We start from the raw sequence: 16,062 nt of genomic DNA on the forward strand, positions 1-16,062 counted from the left end.
CGCTTTCTCGCAAAGGCAAAATGCCGGATCGTCAGAATTTCACGGTGGGGACGGCGCGGTCGGCCTCGTTGGTGATTTCGAAATATTCCCGCTTGGCAAAATCGAACTGACCGGCAACGAGATTGGACGGGAAGCTTTCGACCTTGACGTTCAGGTCGCGGGCGGCACCGTTGTAATAACGCCGGGCCATCTGCAGCTCGCCTTCCATGGTTTCCAGCGAGGCCTGCAATTCCGCAAAGTTCTGGTTGGCCTTGAGATCGGGATAGGCTTCGGCGAGCGCGATGACGCGGCCGAGCGCCTGGCCGAGCAGCCCTTCCACCTGCGCCCTGCCGGCAACATCGCCTGACGGCACGGCCTGCGCCTTGTTGCGGAGCTCAACCACCTCTTCGAGCGTCGATTTTTCGTGGGCGGCATAACCCTTGACCGTCTCGATCAGGTTCGGGATCAGATCGGCGCGGCGCTTGAGCTGGACATCGATGCCCGACCAGGCCTCTTCCGCCATCTGCCGCGCGCGAACCAGACCGTTGTAGATGAAGACGAGATAGAGCGCGATGACAACGATAATAGCGAGTATCACAAACATGCAGATGAGCTCCCCGATTTGCTGATCGCACGTTAGTGATTCGGCATAACAAAGTCATCGTGGCGCAGTCACTCTTTGACTGATTTCGATCAGACTTTGAAAATACCGCTCGCCTAAGAACTTGTTCGCCAATCCGGAGCATAGGCATCCATCTTCTCGCTCTCTCGCCAGAGGTTGAAACGTTCGGTCCACCGTTGCTCGACACCAAGCGCGACGGCGAAGGGCAGATGGTGCTCGTAGCATTCGATCGACATTGGCGGGCCATCGATCTCGCCGTGGAAATAACGGTGCAAACTGAGGATGTTATTGCGCATCTGTCGCTGCTTCGACGTTGGCATGCGCAGCATCGCCAAAACGCCGATAATGCCGGCAATGTGCAGCAAGATCGCCACCAGATATGGCTGCTGTTCGCCGATCACCTCAGTCATGCCAATATAGCCAAGCGCAACAATCAGTATGGCCGGAAGACCCACAAACAAACTAATCGCCTGTTTGAACTGCTCGGAGGTGCCGGTGGCCACGGGAAACCGCTCTGGATGGCGGAACATTGTTACCACCAGAAAAACAATGAACAATATCCCGCAGATGGCCGCGGAAAAAATCAAGAGGCCCGACAAATAGGCAGTGGCAATGCCAAGAACTAGAATTGTCGCCGAAGTCGTCAACGCTGCTCGATCTGCGCCGCCTCTAACTTTCCAATATCCTCGGCGACTACCTGGTGCAAGTCACGTTCGAAACCATACAGGGCATATACGACGGTGCGCCGATCATTGACAGGCCGCTCTCCTTCAATTCGACCAAATACCGAACGTGTCACAGCTGGAAGACCATACCATCTGGCGCGCGCCACCTTGCCCTTCTTGCGCACCTGCCTGGCAGACAAATCCGAAGCTTCGACATTCTCTCCAAGGCCAGAAATGCGAAGCAGTCTCTTCATTGCGAGATGGCAGACAGACGCCATGAAGGCCGCCTTTGCAGTATCCGGCTTCCAGTTCCAAAACACATAGGCCGCTAAAGCAGGCGACATGCTCTCCGTCTTCTTGCTATCGACAGCAACTGAAGGTGCAGGCAATCGCCAGCTCTGCCCCAATCTCATGAGGACAAACAGGCCGGCGAGGAGCGGCCCCAAAATGCTTATGAATGGGAGAAAGTGATCGGAGAGCCACCACTGCACCCGCTTGCCGCTCGTTACGGTCACAAAGGTCCCTGCGGGATATTCGATCTCGATGTCCGGTAGCTTTGGATCGGCTTTACCTACTGGAATAGATACCAAGATCTCATTCGGTGCGCTCCGCGTAATGGCATAGGCCGCCGCCCGATCCTGTTGCGAGGGGCGTACCGTTCCGCCCGGCGGCAGTTTTAGAGTAAGCGTTTTTTTCGCTCCCTGGCCGTGCACGCGGCCCATATAGGCCGGCAGGAAGAGAACCTCGCGATCGCCTTCCTGACGAACCAGGCGTCCGAGCCAGTAAACGATCTGGATCTTTGTAACACCGGTGAGCAGATCTGCAGAACAGCCTTTGCAGTGCTCCGTTCCGATGTAAACCGAATAGCCCGGCACATTGTTTTCTTTGAAATAATATTCGTCAATTCCGTCACGCCGGGCTGCGCCCAGTTCGAAATCTCGCCAGTGAACAGCACCTGACGCATCCGTGAAACGTTGAGGGATATCAACGTAGACGCCGCCGTAATTTTCCGCCCTTTTGACCAAAATATCGAAGTTTTCCGACACAAACGCACTGCCGTCGGTATAGACTTCGATCGTAGTGTTTGCCGAATAGACGGTGAATTCTTTGTCGAAATTGCTGCACGAAGTCAGGACGAACAGCATGGCGCATAAGATGGGCCATGCTAAAAGGCGCAACATCCTGGGGGCGGAATTTTCATACAAAAGTTTAAAGTAAAGAATACCGCTCTTCAAACGAGATACCGAAGCCATACGTGATCGCAACACCCACAAGACAATGTGGGGGCGGTTTGCGCAATACAAAAGAAGCGTAGCGCCGGAAGCGACGGAAATTAGACGGCTTTTACGCCGCCTCTTTCGACAGATTGACGCCGCCGGCGTCGGTCAGCAGGAAGGCTTCGCCGCAAGCCTTGGCAAGCGTGCGAACGCGCAGGATGTAGCTCTGGCGCTCGGTGACCGAGATGACGCCGCGGGCATCAAGCAGATTGAAAACATGGCTTGCCTTGATGCACTGGTCATAGGCGGGGAAGACGCATTTGTGCAGGCGCTGGTTGGCGTTGTCGCCGGGGGCGCCAGCATCGAGCAGCGCCCGGCATTCCTTCTCGGCGTCGACAAAATGGCGATGCAGCATCTCGGTATTGGCGAACTCGAAATTATGACGCGAATATTCCTGCTCGGCCTGCAGGAAGACGTCGCCATAGCTGATCTTCTCGTCGCCGTCGCGGCCGTTGAAATTCAAATCATAGACATTGTCGACGCCCTGGACATACATGGCGAGGCGTTCGAGGCCATAGGTCAGTTCGCCGGCGACGGGTGAGCATTCGATACCGCAGACCTGCTGGAAATAGGTGAACTGCGAGACTTCCATGCCGTCGCACCAGCATTCCCAGCCGAGGCCCCAGGCGCCGAGCGTCGGGCTTTCCCAGTCGTCCTCGACGAAGCGGATGTCGTGCAGCAGCGGATCGAGGCCGATCGCCGCCAGCGAACCGAGATAGAGCTCCTGTAGGTTCGGCGGGTTCGGCTTCAGGATGACCTGGTATTGGTAATAATGCTGCAGCCGGTTCGGATTTTCGCCGTAGCGGCCGTCGGAGGGACGGCGGGACGGCTGGACATAGGCCGCCTTCCACGGCTTCGGGCCGAGGGCGCGCAGCGTGGTGGCCGGGTGGAAGGTGCCGGCACCGACTTCCATGTCGTAGGGCTGCAGCACCGCGCAACCCTTGTCCGCCCAGTAGTTATGCAGGGTCAGGATCAGCGCCTGGAAGGAGCGCTTCGGGTTCATATGGTCTGGGATAGCTGACATCGAACGGCACCGATTGCGTGGGATTTATCGGCGCGACAGGTGCCATGGAGGGCGGCGGGGGTCAAGACTTTTGCGGCGGCGGAGAAGCGTCGAATGCCGATAGGGAAGAGGAATTCTTTCTGTGCTGCGGGGGGTACCCCCCTCTGTCCTGCCGGACATCTCCCCCACAAGGGGGGAGATCGGCTGGGGGGAATGTCCCGGCTTTCATAACGGCTCCGCGCAGGCGTTCCGTTGTTTGGGGAAGCCTTAACCACTTGCCGATCTCCCCACCTGTGGGGGAGATGCCCGGCAGGGCAGAGGGGGGCTTCCCACCTGCAGAGCGCCCGGAGCGGCAGCCGGATGAGAGGCAGATGAGTGGCGACGCCCCTTATTCTCCCTCGCGCTTCAGCCGGTATTCTCCGGTCGCCGGGTCCTTGACCAGCGTGCCGATGGCGCCGGTCTGGCGCTCCTTTTCAGCGCGGCGCGACTTTTCGGCGAGCTTGCGGGCATCGGAGACGAAGCGGCGGTAGAGCCACCAGGCTGAGAAAACCAGGACCAGGATCGTAATAAGCTGTGCCATGCCCCTCTCTTGCTCCTCTCAAAGCCCGAACCGGCTCCACAATGCTCTCTCTTCCGCCGCTTCGACAAGCCCCGTCGCGAGACCGGATGCAGCACCTTCGAGCGAGACCGGCGATACACCGGGAATCCGGCGGCCGAACAGGCCGCGGCCCGCGGTGACGAGCTCCAGCTTGGTCTTCTGGCCGTAGCGCCTTTTCAACTCCTGGCGCATGTCGCCGAGGCCATCGATGAGGCCGAGTTCGAGGCCGCGCGTGCCGCTCCAGAACAGGCCGGAAAACACCGCTGCATCGTCCCTCAGCTTGCCGGCGCGACGTTCGCGCACCATGGATATGAAGACCTGATGGATTTCGAGCTGCAGGCTTTTCAGATACTCGATGTCCTTTTCCTTTTCCGGCTGGAAAGGATCGAGGATCACCTTGTTTTCGCCCGCCGTATAGACGCGGCGCTCGACGCCGATCTTCTTCAAGAGTTCGGGAAAGCCGAAACCGCCGGAGACGACGCCGATCGAGCCGACGATCGAGGTGGCGTCGGCGATGATCTCGTCGCCGGCAAGCGCGATCATGTAACCGCCCGAGGCGGCGACATCCTCGACGAAGACCAGAACCTTCTTCTGCTTCTCGCGGGCGAGCTCGCGAATGCGGGTGAAGATCAGGCGCGACTGTACGGGCGAGCCGCCCGGCGAATTGATGGAGATGGCGACTGCCGGTGCGTCCTTCATGGCGAAGGCCTTTTCCAGGACCGGAGAGACATTGGCGAGGTTGAGGGTCGGCCGGAACTGGCCGCCGCCGCTGATGATCGCCCCCTGCAGGCGAACGACCGGAATGGTGATGCCGTCCTTGCGGAACCGTTTCGGCATCAGTTTTCTCAAGAATCCGGCCATTTCCCATCCTTCGCTTCGGGTCGCACGATCGTCACCCATGTATGCGCTGGAACGACAAACGCAATGGCTGCGTTCCTGAAAACATTGGGTTGAATTTGTTGTTGCGAATGACTTGCATTATCATTCTAACTCGTCATAGTGCAATGCACGATAAAACAGGTGGAAATCGCATGGACGTGCTCAATCCGAATACAAAGAGCGGCTGGCGGCACGAACGCGGAGAAGCGTCGCTGTCGGATGTCTACCGCACCGTCGGAACCGGGCGTCACAGCTCGATGTGGCGAAGGGCGGCAGCCTTCGCCGGGCCGGGCTACATGGTCGCCGTCGGGTACATGGACCCCGGCAACTGGGCGACCTCGCTCGCCGGCGGCTCGAAATTCGGCTATGCGCTGCTCACCGTCGCGCTGCTTTCCAACCTGATGGCGATCGTGCTGCAATCGCTCTGCGCGCGCCTGGCGATCGCCTCCGGCCGCGACCTCGCACAGGCCTGCCGCGACGCCTTTCCGAAATACGTCTCCTTGCCGCTCTGGGCCTTTGCAGAAATCGCCATCATCGCCACCGATATCGCCGAGGTGATCGGCACGGCGATCGGCCTCAACCTGCTGATGGGCATCCCGCTCGAACTCGGCGTGCTGATCACCGCGCTCGACGTCTTCGTGATCCTCTTCCTGCAGAAGCTCGGCTTCCGCTGGGTGGAAGCCTTCATCATCGCGCTGCTCGGCGTCATCGCGGTCTGCTTCGGCGTGCAAATCCTGCTGGCCGACCCGCAATGGGGCGCCGTTCTCACCGGCTTCTTCCCGACGACCGAGATCGTCACCAATCCGGAGATGCTCTATCTGGCGCTCGGCATTCTCGGCGCGACCGTCATGCCGCACAATCTCTACCTTCACTCCGGCATCGTGCAGACGCGGGCCTATGGCCATACCGTTCCCGAAAAGAGGGAGGCGCTGACCTTTGCGACGATCGACTCGACGGTTGCGCTCTGTTTCGCGCTGCTGATCAACGCCGCTATCCTGATCCTGGCAGCCGCCGCCTTCAATGCGCACGGCAAGACCGACGTCGTCGAACTCGGCGATGCCTATTCGCTGCTGTCGCCGCTGCTCGGCCTCGCCATCGCGCCGACGCTGTTCGGCATCGCGCTTCTCTGCTGCGGTCTCAACTCGACGGTGACGGCGACGCTTGCCGGCCAGATCGTCATGGAAGGCTTCCTGAAGATCCGGCTGAAGCCGTGGGTGCGCCGCCTGATTACCCGCGCCATCGCCATCGTGCCGGCGGCGATCGTCACCATCTGGTATGGCGACCAGGGCACGGCGGAGCTGTTGATCCTGACCCAGGTGGTGCTCAGCCTGCAGCTTTCCTTCGCCGTCTTCCCGCTTGTCATGTTTACCGCCAACAAGGCCAAGATGGGCGAACTCGTGGCACCGCGCTGGCTGAGCGGCCTCGCCTATCTGATCGCGATCGTCATCGCCGGACTGAACATCAAGCTGCTCCTCGACTTCGTCACCGGCTGAAGCATTTTCAGGAAAAGTGTGAAGCCAGCCTAAAGCCTGGCATAGGCCGCCCGGCCATTGTTGAAATCATCGACGAGAGGGGAGAACTTGTGGCTCCCCTCTTCGTGCATGATGAGCGCCGCACGCAGCGACAGCCGCGCCCGCGATCCCTTGATCGCTGTCACCAGGATCCGCACGGCGTTTTCACCCGGACGCGGATGGATGGCGGTGATCTCGATGCCGCCGAAGCGCCGGCCGCAGGCCGTGATGATCTCGGCGATCGATTGCGGCCTGGCGATCAGCGACAATTGCCCGCCTGGGATCATGATGGCGCCCGCCGTGCGGATCCAGCTTTCGAACAGGCCGTCGGTCATCGCATGGGCCTCGGCCTTCAGCGCATCCGGCGTGCGCCGGTCGCCGGCATCGTTGAAGGGCGGGTTCATGATGACGTGGTGGAAGCTCTCATCGGTGAGCCCCGCATCGTTGCGCGCCTTGGCGATCAGCGTCACATCCGCCTCGACGACGCTGACGCGGCCGGCGACATGGGCATTGTCGGGCAAAAGGATGCTGCGGCGGGCATAATCGGCCATCTCGGCCGAGCGTTCGAAAAGCACGACTTCTGCATCGGCAAGGCGCGAGGCGACGGCGAGGCCGGCAGCGCCGGCGCCGGCACCGAGATCGGCAACCCTGACCGGGCGATCGTCGGCGACCAGAGCCGCAAGCAGCATCGCATCCATGCCGGAGCGATGGCCCCTGCCCTTCGGCTGCACTACATGGAAGCCGCCGCGATGAAAGGCATCGACAGTATCAGTGGCGGTCATCGGAGCTCACTTCCGCTCGCGCAGCTCGCCGCCGAGACCGGCATCGGTGAGGATGCGGCGCGCCTGATCGGCCATTTCCTCATCCACCAGCAGGCGGCGCGACAGCATGCCGAGCGAGCCTTCCAGCACGCTCATGCCCTGATCGGCGATGAAGCAGTGAATTCCGGCATCCTTCATCAAACTCTCGGCATAAGAGAGAAGAACGGGGTCGTTGGCGCGGATAAGCTCATGCATTTGCCGTCGTTTTCCTTCCAATTTCGCCCAGCGCGACAATTCACCCCTTGCCGCGTCCATCGCCCCTTTCTATTGTCAGGTGCAATGAATGAATAGGAGTCCGGGTCGTTGGGCGTGGTCATACCGCTTGAAGAAAGCAAAAACAAACTGGCATCCATAAAGCCGCTGGTCGATCTCACCAGGGCGGACATGGAGCGAGTAAACCAGCTCATTCTGTCTAAGGCCGGCTCCGATGTGCAGATGATCCCGGAAGTGGCGAACCATCTGATCTCGTCCGGCGGCAAGCGGTTGCGGCCGATGCTGACGCTGGCTTCCGCGTCGCTGTTCGACTACAGGGGCGAAAATCACGTCAAGCTCGCCACATCGGTCGAGTTCATGCATACGGCAACGCTGCTGCATGACGACGTCGTCGACGAAAGCGATCTGCGCCGCGGCAAATCGACGGCGCGGATGATCTGGGGCAACCAGGCAAGCGTGCTGGTCGGCGACTTCCTGCTCGGCCAGGCCTTCCGCATGATGGTCGATGTCGGCTCGCTCGATGCGCTGGACGTCTTGTCTTCCGCCGCCTGCGTGATCGCCGAAGGCGAGGTGCTGCAGCTTTCCGTCGCCAAGAACATGGAGACGACGGAGGACGATTATCTCTCGGTCATCCGCGCCAAGACGGCGGCCCTCTTTGCCGCCGCCTCCGAAGTCGGGCCGATCGTCGCCGAGGCCGGCCGGTCTGGCCGCAATGCGCTGAAATCCTACGGCATGAATCTCGGGCTCGCCTTCCAGCTGGTCGACGATGCGCTCGACTATGGCGGCAAGGCGGCCGATCTCGGCAAGAATGTCGGCGACGATTTCCGCGAGGGCAAGATCACCCTGCCGGTCATTCTCGCCTATCGCCGCGGCACCGAGGATGAGCGCGCCTTCTGGCGTGATGCAATCGAGGCCGGCAACAGCACCGACGCCAACCTCGAAAAAGCGCTGGGACTGATCACTAAATACGGCACGCTCAGCGACACGATCGGCCGCGCGATCCATTACGGCACGATCGCGCGCGATGCGCTTGCGCCGCTTCCCGATACGGTCTGGAAATCTGCCCTGATGGAAGTGATCGACTTCTGCATCGAGCGCGTCAATTGATCAAACGTCCTTGATCGCAGGCTGATTTTCTTGCAGCGCCGCTTCAAAAAAGCCATCCTGTTATGAATCAGTGATCGCAACTGGTTTTGCGGCCGGCACCATTTGTCGGGACGCTGTCGAAGAAAGGTTTCCTAATGCGGCAGAGAATTGCCATCCGTCTTCTTACGAGCGCAGCGCTGGCCGCTGTCCTTTCGCTCAGCGGTGTCGGCGGCGCGAACGCCGAGGATGCGGCCAAGACAGACGATGCCGGCACAGCCGTTCACTTCGATGCGGACAGCGTCACCACTTTCTCTGGCGCCTTTCTCGCCGCGCGCACGGCCGATGTCGATCATGACTACGAAACGGCAATCGAACTCTACAAGAAGGCGCTGCAGATCGAGCCCGGCAATCCCGAGATTCGCCAGCGGCTGATGATCTCGCTGCTGCTCAATGGCGATATCAAGGACGGCGTCAAATATGCCAATGACCTGAAGGGCGATCCTTCCGTCGAGCGTATCACCACGATCGTGCGCGGCATGGATGCCGTGCGCCGCGACGACTACAAGTCCGCCGAGGCCATCCTGAAATATAAGGGGCCAAACGATCTCGACCGGATGATGAACGACCTGCTGCTTGCCTGGGCCCGCGTCGGCGCCGACCGCGGCAAGGAAGCGCTCACCATGGTCGAGAAGATGAAGGGCCCGGACTGGTTTCGCATCTTCCAGAATTATAATGCCGGGGCGATCGCCATCGCCATCGGCGACGTGAAATCCGCCCGCAAGCACCTGAACGATGCCGTGCTCGACAAGGAAGGGGGCGCAACCGCGCCCGACACCTTCATGCGCGCCGTGATGGCGCTTGCCCGTCTCGAAGCAACGCAAGGCAATAAGCAGAAGGCGCTCGACGCCGTTTCCGTCGGCGACAACCTGCTGCCGAACTATGCGCCGCTGAACGCGCTGCGCGACAGTATCGAAAAGAACGAGAAGCAGGAACAGCAGGTCAAGACGGCCGAAGAAGGCGCTGCCGGCGTGCTCTTCTCGGTCGGCGGCGCGCTGAACCGCGACGGCGCCGAGGACATCGTCTCGCTTTACCTGCAGACGGCCAATGCGCTCGATCCGAACAGCGCCGATACGCTGGTGCTGCTCGGCGGCATTGCCGAGAAGCAGAACCAGATGGACCGCGCCATCGCGCTCTACAAGAAGGTGCCGGAGAATTCGCCGATGCGGCGCATTTCCGAGCTGCAGCTCGGCCTTGCCCTTGCCCAAGGCGGCAAGGTGGACGAGGCGCGTAAGCACCTGCAGGCGCTGATCGCCTCCGACCCGAAGGACATCCGCAGTTACCTCGCCTATGGCAGCGTGCTCTCCGACGCCAAGGACTACCAGGCGATGGCCGCCAATTACGACAAGGCCGTCGAAACGATCGGCCCCATTCCCGGCCGCGCCAACTGGAGCGTCTTCTTCCAGCGCGGCATTGCCTATGAGCGGCTGAAGAAGTGGGACCAGGCGGAACCGAACTTCCGCAAGGCGCTGGAGCTCAATCCCGACCAGCCGCAGGTGCTGAACTATCTCGGCTATTCCTGGATCGACATGAACCGGAACCTCGACGAAGGTCTCGGCATGATCAAGAAGGCCGTGGAGCTTCGCCCTGACGACGGCTACATCATCGATTCGCTCGGCTGGGCCTATTTCCGCCTCAACCGCTTCGACGATGCCGTCGACGAGCTGGAGCGGGCCGCACAGATCAAGGCCGGCGACGCGACGATCAACGACCATCTCGGCGATGCCTACTGGCGCGTCGGGCGCAAGCTCGAGGCCGTCTACCAGTGGAACCGGGCGCTCGCCTCCGAGCCCGAAGCTGCCGAGATCCCGAAGATCAAGGACAAGGTCGCCAACGGCCTGCCTCCCGTCAGTGACGATGCCAAGGCGGCCGACAAGAAGCAGCCGGATCCGGCGCCCGTCACCCCGCCGCCGGTCGACAAGAAATCCTGACGGACCATGCCTGACGAGGCCCCGGCCGGCGTGCGATCAAAGAAATAGAGCATGATGTCGTGCGAAAACCGCTCACACTTTTCGGTATCATGCTCCAGCGTTTCCGAGGAAGCTCGCGCGAAAATCAACCTGGCCCTGCATGTGACGGGCCAGCGGCCGGATGGCTATCATCTGCTCGATATGCTGGTGACCTTCGCAGATCACGGCGACCGGCTGGACTTCATGCGGTCGCCGGCCGACGCATTCACCCTGTCGGGCCGTTTCGGCGAGGTGCTTGCCGGCGACGGCGGCACCAACCTGGTGCTGAAGGCCCGCGACCTCCTGCGCGAGGCAATCGGTCCCCTCGCCTTTCCCGTCCGTATCCATCTCGAAAAGAACCTGCCGATCGCCTCCGGCATCGGCGGCGGCTCGGCCGATGCAGCCGCGACGCTGCGCGGGCTGATGCGGCTCTGGGGCACGACATTATCAGCGGAGACGCTTGCCACGCTGGCGCTGAAGCTCGGCGCCGACGTGCCGATGTGCCTTGAGAGCCGGCCGCTGATTGCCCGCGGCATCGGCGAAAAGATCGAACCCGTGCCGGAGCTGCCGGCCTTTGCCATGGTGCTTGCCAATCCGCTAAAGGGCGTCTCGACGCCAGAAGTTTTCCGCCGGCTGGCGACAAAGAACAATCCGGTCCTGAGCCTGGCACCGTCTCAGACTGCCGACTGGCTCGCCGCGATTGCTGCTGCCCGCAACGACCTGGAGCCGCCGGCGCGCGAACTCGTGCCCGAGATTTCGGAGATCTCGGCGATGCTGCAAGCTCACGGCGCCCTGTTGACCCGCATGTCCGGTTCCGGCGCCACCTGTTTCGGCATCTTTGAGAGCATGACTGCTGCCGAACATGCAGCGGCAGCTCTTCACGACGAGCGCCCTGGCTGGTATTTCCAGGCGGCGAAAACGGTTTCGGGAGGCGCATGATGGCAGGTCTGGACGAAAAGCGGCCCTTCATCGCGGTCGGCATTGCGGTTCTGACGATCTCGGATACACGCACGCCGGAGACGGACAAGTCAGGCGACACGCTGGCGGCGCGGATTACGGAGGCGGGGCATAGGCTGGTCGACCGGGGGATCGTGCCCGATGATCGCGAAAAGATTGCCGCGCGGGTGAAGGCCTGGACTGAGAACCAAGACATAGACGTCGTCATCACCACCGGCGGCACCGGCTTTACCGGCCGCGATGTGACGCCAGAGGCGCTGGAACCTTTGTTCGAAAAGCGGATGGACGGCTTTTCCGCCATCTTCCACCGGATCTCCTACGAGAAGATCGGCACGGCGACGATCCAGTCGCGCGCCACGGCAGGTGTTGCCAACGCCACCTTCATCTTCGTGCTGCCGGGTTCGCCCGGCGCCTGCCGGGATGCCTGGGACGGCATTCTGAAAGGACAGCTCGACTATCGCAGCGTGCCCTGCAATTTCGTCGAGATCATGCCGCGTCTGGACGAGCACCTGAAACGCGGCGCGACGAAGTAGACTGCCTGCAACGGCGATATTCCCTATGTCGCAAGGCCCGGCAGGACCGGCATCGTGTCCCAGCTGTCACCCGACAGCAGGACGCAGCTTATGCCGTGAACATCCGTGACGATGAGGGTCCAGGTGCCGCTTTCGGCGGCATAGACCTCGAGAATGGCGTTCTGGTTGATCAGTCCGACTGCCGTGAGCTTTTCGGCGAAGTTCTTGTCGAGGAAATTGACGATTTCGGGTCGGCCTGCGCAACTGCGCATCATCTGCGATGCTGCCGAATGCGGATGCGCGATCACCAATGTCGGCAATATGACGGCTATGAGGCCGTAGATCATACTGCGTACCATGACGCACCTCCTTTCGCCGGAACCCGGCAGAAGAGGAGATTTTCGCTGACCTGTTCTGCCGTTCACCGGCACTCCATGGCCATTCCGTTGCGAAGCGAGGCGCTTCGACGGCGCCATGTTTGAATTATAGCGCGAAATCCTATTGGGCGCCATCTTTTGCGCGACGACGGGAGGAGCATGATACTCCTCCGAGGTTCGGCGACCCGCCCCTCATCCGGCTGCCGCCACCTTCTCCCCGTAAACGGGGCGAAGGGACATGCCGCACCGGCTTCCCTCAATCTCGACGCTGCGTTTGGCACGTCCCCTCTCCCCGTTTTTTACGGGGAGAGGGTTAGGGTGAGGGGCTGCCATTGGCGCGAAGGCAGGATGACGAAGAGCGGAATTGCTTAGCGTGCGGCGCGGGCGACCCAGGACGGAATGAGTTCGCTCGCCAGCTTGCGCGGCTTCTGGCCCTTGACGAATTCGGTAAGTCGCATGCCGCTTTTGGCGATGGCGAGCGCCTGCTTCTTCGGCAGGAGAAAGCCGAGTTCCAGCGGCGGCACGGCTCGGCCGACACGCTGGAAGAACGGGCGCCTATAGCCGCGCGATGCGGTGAAGCGCGCCGGCAGCTTGTTCAGCGCGACATATTCGGCGATCTCATCGATCCAGCCGGCCTGCGGTCTGGCGCCCGGCTCGACGAAGAGCAGCCATTCGCCGCGCGCCGAACGGACGATGTCCTTGATATCCCATTGCGAATGGAAGCGGCAACCGGCGGCGTCGGCGACCCGCGAGGTGCCGTCGCGCGAGCCGTGATCGAGCACGACCACGTCGCTCACAAGCCCCTCCACCGCGCCTGCCACCAATACCGATAAGGTCTGTGCCAGCTCAGATTCCTGATCCTGACATTCGAGAACAACCGTCAACATTGACCATTTATAATGCGCCGCACAAATTTTTGCCAGCACCGTTTTCCTCATTTTGTTCTTGCATTGTTCTTATTTTACGGATAGGAATTTAATCAGCAAAACGGGCGGAGGCGATGGCTTTCGCCGCGGGAGAATCCGATGAGAGAGCAGTCCCTGGCAGGGCAGGCCGCATTCGCGCCTGCCAATACGGCAGATATTGCCGATGCGATGATCGTTTCCTCCGGTCTGAGAGTCGAGGTCGATCGGCGGCGCGGACGTGGGGCGGGACTGAACCCGACAGGTCGGTTCGAAGCGCAGCAGCGCGAGACCGTCGACGATGGCTGGCAGACGTGGGAAGAGCTGCCGCCCTTCAAGACGGAAGTGCAGGTCGAAAAACCGCGCACGGCCATCACCCGCAACGAATCGCCGGACCTTTCCTTCGACCGCTCGATCAATCCCTATCGCGGCTGCGAGCATGGCTGCATCTATTGTTTCGCCCGACCGACACACGCCTATATGGGGCTTTCTGCGGGGCTCGATTTCGAGACCAAGCTCTTTGCCAAGCCCGATGCGGCAAAACTCCTGGAGCGGGAGCTCGCCAAGCCCGGCTACAAGGTGCGGGTGATCGCGATCGGCACCAATACCGATCCCTATCAGCCGATCGAGAAGGAATGGCGCATCATGCGCGGCATTCTCGAGGTGTTGAACAAGGCGAACCATCCGGTATCGATCGTCACCAAGTCGGCGATGATCCTGCGTGATCTCGACATTCTGCGGGAGATGGCAGGCAAGAACCTGGTGCGCGTCGGCGTCTCGGTGACCACGCTGGATCGCAAGCTTGCCCGGACGATGGAGCCGCGTGCCGCCACACCGCCGCGGCGGCTGGAGACGATCCACACCCTTGCCGAAGCAGGCATCCAGACGGCAGTCATGGCCGCCCCGCTCATCCCGGCGCTGAACGACCACGAGCTGGAGCGCATCCTCGAATCGGCAACGGCTGCCGGCGCCGCCGAGGCGAGTTACGTCATCCTCAGGCTGCCGCTCGAGGTCAGCCCGCTGTTTCGCGACTGGCTGCTGCAGCATTACCCCGATCGTTACCGACATGTGATGTCGCTGGTGCGCTCGATGCGCGGCGGCAAGGATTACGATGCCGAATTCGGCAAGCGCATGAAGGGCGCCGGCCCCTATGCCTGGCAGATCGCAAGGCGCTTTGAAATGGCCTCCAGACGTTTCGGCCTGACGCGCCGCAGCGTGCCGCTGCGCGACGATCTGTTCGTACCGCCGGATGGCAGCGGCGTGCAGCTGTCGCTGCTCTAACCTTTTGTTTTTAGGCAACTCCGGATGGAAACTGCTTCGCACTTTCCCTGGAATTACCTCTAACCTTTTACGCAATTCCGGACGGAAAACCGCTGCACACTTTTCCTGGAATTGCTTCAAACTTGCGCATCGGCGTCTCGACAAAACCGCCCTGTTTTCGAGCCCCGAGCGCAATTCCCGCGGATGGCCTTGACCGCCACCATCCGTCGGGCCAGTCCCCGGCCGCCGCCCTGATCCGGGGACTTGCGGGAAATCGGGTTGGCGTGCGAGGTTCAGCCGCATGAAACCTCGCACGCCACCCGATTCTCCCCTGCTTTTCGACACGGCTCCGCTCGTGCCGGATTTCAAACTCGAGCTCAAAGCCCGCAAGGCCGGCCATTGGCCGGTCGCCGGCGCCGATGAGGCAGGCCGCGGGCCGCTGGCCGGGCCTGTCGTCGCTGCCGCCGTCATCCTCGATCCGAAGCGCATCCCTGAGGGTCTGAACGATTCCAAGCAGCTTTCGGCGCAACGGCGCGAGGAACTGTTCGTGCAGATTCTGGCGACTGCGACCGTCTCCATCGCCTCCTCCAGTTCGACGCGCATCGACGAGACGGATATCCGCAAGGCAAGCCTCGACGCCATGCGCCGGGCCATCTGCAGCCTCTCCGTTCCGGCCAGCTACGTGCTGACCGACGGGCTCGACGTGCCGCCCGGCCTCGACTGCCCCGGACAGGCCGTGGTCAAGGGCGATGCCCGCTCGGTCTCGATCGCCGCCGCCTCGATCGTCGCCAAGGTGACGCGTGACCGGATGATGGCGCGGGCCCATCATGTATTTCCGGAGTACGGTTTTGCAGCGCATGTGGGTTACGGCACGGCGCAACACCGTGCCGGCATCGAGAGGCACGGCCCTTGTTCGCTCCACCGGATGAGCTTCAGGCCGTTGCGCAAGACCGAGGATGGTCCCGAGACGGACGAGCTGCTTTCCGAGTAGGGTCACCCAAGGAAAAGACGGGCAAACGAAAAGGCCCGGACATGCCCTGTGAAAGGGGCGCGCGAGGAACGGAGAGGTCGCGGCATGTCCTCTTCTCCCTTCGGGGAGAAGGTGCCGGCAGGCGGATGAGGGGCCGCACGGCACATCCGCCCCATTATCCTATCCGCCGCGCCACAGCTACCTGAACCTAGTCGAGAGCGCGGTCGAAGCTCGTATGGGCGTTGCTGGGGAAAGACCGGCTTCGCCGGCCCCCTCATCCGCCCTACGGGCACCTTCTCCCCGCTGGGGAGAAGAGGGAATCGAGAGGGCGCGGCATGTCCCTTCGCCCTGTTTATGACGGTCCGAAGGACGGCGCGAGAAACTTGCTCGACCCAGGCGAAGGTGGCAATGCCGGATCAACGGC

17 protein-coding genes are annotated in these 16,062 nt (G+C 61.6%); 7 read left to right on the plus strand and 10 right to left on the minus strand.

What is annotated here, in order from left to right; translation table 11 throughout:
* Nucleotides 1-31: 31 nt before the first annotated feature.
* The 6 genes from FFM53_RS08440 to FFM53_RS08460 form a co-directional block, all read right to left on the minus strand.
* Nucleotides 32-583 (minus strand): LemA family protein, encoded by a 552-nt coding sequence (locus FFM53_RS08440; protein WP_138390659.1) that lies wholly within the window; start codon nt 581-583, stop codon nt 32-34.
* 113 nt (nt 584-696) lie between these two features.
* Entirely contained in the window at nt 697-1,248 is a 552-nt protein-coding gene (locus FFM53_RS37005) for a DUF2207 family protein (protein WP_425504951.1), read from the minus strand.
* Entirely contained in the window at nt 1,245-2,519 is a 1,275-nt protein-coding gene (locus FFM53_RS08445; RefSeq protein WP_425504952.1) for a hypothetical protein, read from the minus strand. The genes FFM53_RS37005 and FFM53_RS08445 overlap by 4 nt, the downstream gene beginning before the upstream one ends.
* Nucleotides 2,520-2,610: 91 nt before the next feature.
* Nucleotides 2,611-3,567, minus strand: coding sequence for a glycine--tRNA ligase subunit alpha (locus tag FFM53_RS08450; RefSeq protein WP_011650682.1), 957 nt, complete (start codon nt 3,565-3,567; stop codon nt 2,611-2,613).
* A 367-nt stretch (nt 3,568-3,934) separates the two neighbouring features.
* The gene (locus tag FFM53_RS08455) at nt 3,935-4,126 is read right to left on the minus strand and encodes a hypothetical protein (RefSeq protein WP_003545875.1); all 192 of its coding nucleotides are present in this window, start codon (nt 4,124-4,126) and stop codon (nt 3,935-3,937) included.
* An 18-nt stretch (nt 4,127-4,144) separates the two neighbouring features.
* Nucleotides 4,145-5,005 carry a S49 family peptidase gene (locus tag FFM53_RS08460; protein WP_029872639.1) on the minus strand — a complete coding sequence of 287 codons (861 nt, stop codon included), beginning with the start codon at nt 5,003-5,005 and terminating at the stop codon, nt 4,145-4,147.
* 170 nt (nt 5,006-5,175) lie between these two features.
* On the opposite strand from FFM53_RS08460, the gene FFM53_RS08465 reads away from it, so the two are divergent.
* Nucleotides 5,176-6,516, plus strand: coding sequence for an Nramp family divalent metal transporter (locus FFM53_RS08465; RefSeq protein ID WP_138328873.1), 1,341 nt, complete (start codon nt 5,176-5,178; stop codon nt 6,514-6,516).
* Between the two features lie 29 nt (nt 6,517-6,545).
* On the opposite strand, the gene FFM53_RS08470 is transcribed toward FFM53_RS08465, so the two are convergent.
* Together FFM53_RS08470 and FFM53_RS08475 are read right to left on the minus strand one after the other, a co-directional pair.
* Complete coding sequence (locus FFM53_RS08470) at nt 6,546-7,316, minus strand: tRNA1(Val) (adenine(37)-N6)-methyltransferase (RefSeq protein ID WP_138390660.1); 771 nt, start codon at nt 7,314-7,316, stop codon at nt 6,546-6,548.
* Nucleotides 7,317-7,322: 6 nt separating this feature from the next.
* Complete coding sequence (locus FFM53_RS08475; protein WP_003545870.1) at nt 7,323-7,550, minus strand: putative signal transducing protein; 228 nt, start codon at nt 7,548-7,550, stop codon at nt 7,323-7,325.
* Between the two features lie 108 nt (nt 7,551-7,658).
* Here FFM53_RS08475 and FFM53_RS08480 point away from each other — a divergent pair, with 108 nt between their 5' ends.
* From FFM53_RS08480 to moaB, 4 genes are all read left to right on the plus strand, one after another.
* Nucleotides 7,659-8,675: a polyprenyl synthetase family protein gene (locus FFM53_RS08480; RefSeq protein ID WP_029872636.1), complete on the plus strand. Its 1,017-nt coding sequence runs from the start codon at nt 7,659-7,661 to the stop codon at nt 8,673-8,675.
* Between the two features lie 134 nt (nt 8,676-8,809).
* Complete coding sequence (locus FFM53_RS08485; RefSeq protein ID WP_138390661.1) at nt 8,810-10,642, plus strand: tetratricopeptide repeat protein; 1,833 nt, start codon at nt 8,810-8,812, stop codon at nt 10,640-10,642.
* A gap of 51 nt (nt 10,643-10,693) precedes the next feature.
* A complete protein-coding gene (locus FFM53_RS08490) occupies nt 10,694-11,599 on the plus strand; it encodes a 4-(cytidine 5'-diphospho)-2-C-methyl-D-erythritol kinase (RefSeq protein WP_138390662.1) in 906 nt (301 codons plus the stop codon).
* Entirely contained in the window at nt 11,599-12,150 is a 552-nt protein-coding gene (gene moaB, locus FFM53_RS08495) for a molybdenum cofactor biosynthesis protein B (RefSeq protein WP_138390663.1), read from the plus strand. Before FFM53_RS08490 ends, moaB begins: the two co-directional genes overlap by 1 nt.
* A gap of 23 nt (nt 12,151-12,173) precedes the next feature.
* Here moaB and FFM53_RS08500 read toward each other — a convergent pair whose 3' ends face one another.
* Nucleotides 12,174-12,488 carry a hypothetical protein gene (locus FFM53_RS08500; protein ID WP_138328878.1) on the minus strand — a complete coding sequence of 105 codons (315 nt, stop codon included), beginning with the start codon at nt 12,486-12,488 and terminating at the stop codon, nt 12,174-12,176.
* Nucleotides 12,489-12,874: 386 nt separating this feature from the next.
* Nucleotides 12,875-13,393 (minus strand): glycosyltransferase family 2 protein, encoded by a 519-nt coding sequence (locus FFM53_RS08505; RefSeq protein ID WP_018245012.1) that lies wholly within the window; start codon nt 13,391-13,393, stop codon nt 12,875-12,877.
* 138 nt (nt 13,394-13,531) lie between these two features.
* On the opposite strand from FFM53_RS08505, the gene FFM53_RS08510 reads away from it, so the two are divergent.
* Nucleotides 13,532-14,689, plus strand: coding sequence for a PA0069 family radical SAM protein (locus tag FFM53_RS08510; RefSeq protein WP_138390664.1), 1,158 nt, complete (start codon nt 13,532-13,534; stop codon nt 14,687-14,689).
* A gap of 280 nt (nt 14,690-14,969) precedes the next feature.
* The gene (locus FFM53_RS08515; protein WP_173883563.1) at nt 14,970-15,659 is read left to right on the plus strand and encodes a ribonuclease HII; all 690 of its coding nucleotides are present in this window, start codon (nt 14,970-14,972) and stop codon (nt 15,657-15,659) included.
* The last annotated feature ends 403 nt before the right edge of the window (nt 15,660-16,062 follow it).

Origin of the sequence: Rhizobium indicum (assembly GCF_005862305.2) — a bacterium.
GTDB lineage: Bacteria > Pseudomonadota > Alphaproteobacteria > Rhizobiales > Rhizobiaceae > Rhizobium > Rhizobium indicum.

Coding starts and splice junctions, on each gene's coding strand:
- FFM53_RS08445 (WP_425504952.1), bottom strand. CDS start 2,519: ATGGCTTCGGTATCTCGTTTGAAGAGCGGTATTCTTTACTTTAAACTT.
- FFM53_RS08460 (WP_029872639.1), bottom strand. CDS start 5,005: ATGGCCGGATTCTTGAGAAAACTGATGCCGAAACGGTTCCGCAAGGAC.
- FFM53_RS08485 (WP_138390661.1), top strand. CDS start 8,810: ATGCGGCAGAGAATTGCCATCCGTCTTCTTACGAGCGCAGCGCTGGCC.
- moaB (WP_138390663.1), top strand. CDS start 11,599: ATGGCAGGTCTGGACGAAAAGCGGCCCTTCATCGCGGTCGGCATTGCG.
- FFM53_RS08455 (WP_003545875.1), bottom strand. CDS start 4,126: ATGGCACAGCTTATTACGATCCTGGTCCTGGTTTTCTCAGCCTGGTGG.
- FFM53_RS08510 (WP_138390664.1), top strand. CDS start 13,532: ATGAGAGAGCAGTCCCTGGCAGGGCAGGCCGCATTCGCGCCTGCCAAT.
- FFM53_RS08450 (WP_011650682.1), bottom strand. CDS start 3,567: ATGTCAGCTATCCCAGACCATATGAACCCGAAGCGCTCCTTCCAGGCG.
- FFM53_RS08440 (WP_138390659.1), bottom strand. CDS start 583: ATGTTTGTGATACTCGCTATTATCGTTGTCATCGCGCTCTATCTCGTC.
- FFM53_RS08515 (WP_173883563.1), top strand. CDS start 14,970: ATGAAACCTCGCACGCCACCCGATTCTCCCCTGCTTTTCGACACGGCT.
- FFM53_RS08465 (WP_138328873.1), top strand. CDS start 5,176: ATGGACGTGCTCAATCCGAATACAAAGAGCGGCTGGCGGCACGAACGC.
- FFM53_RS08500 (WP_138328878.1), bottom strand. CDS start 12,488: ATGGTACGCAGTATGATCTACGGCCTCATAGCCGTCATATTGCCGACA.
- FFM53_RS08505 (WP_018245012.1), bottom strand. CDS start 13,393: ATGTTGACGGTTGTTCTCGAATGTCAGGATCAGGAATCTGAGCTGGCA.
- FFM53_RS08470 (WP_138390660.1), bottom strand. CDS start 7,316: ATGACCGCCACTGATACTGTCGATGCCTTTCATCGCGGCGGCTTCCAT.
- FFM53_RS08490 (WP_138390662.1), top strand. CDS start 10,694: ATGATGTCGTGCGAAAACCGCTCACACTTTTCGGTATCATGCTCCAGC.
- FFM53_RS08475 (WP_003545870.1), bottom strand. CDS start 7,550: ATGCATGAGCTTATCCGCGCCAACGACCCCGTTCTTCTCTCTTATGCC.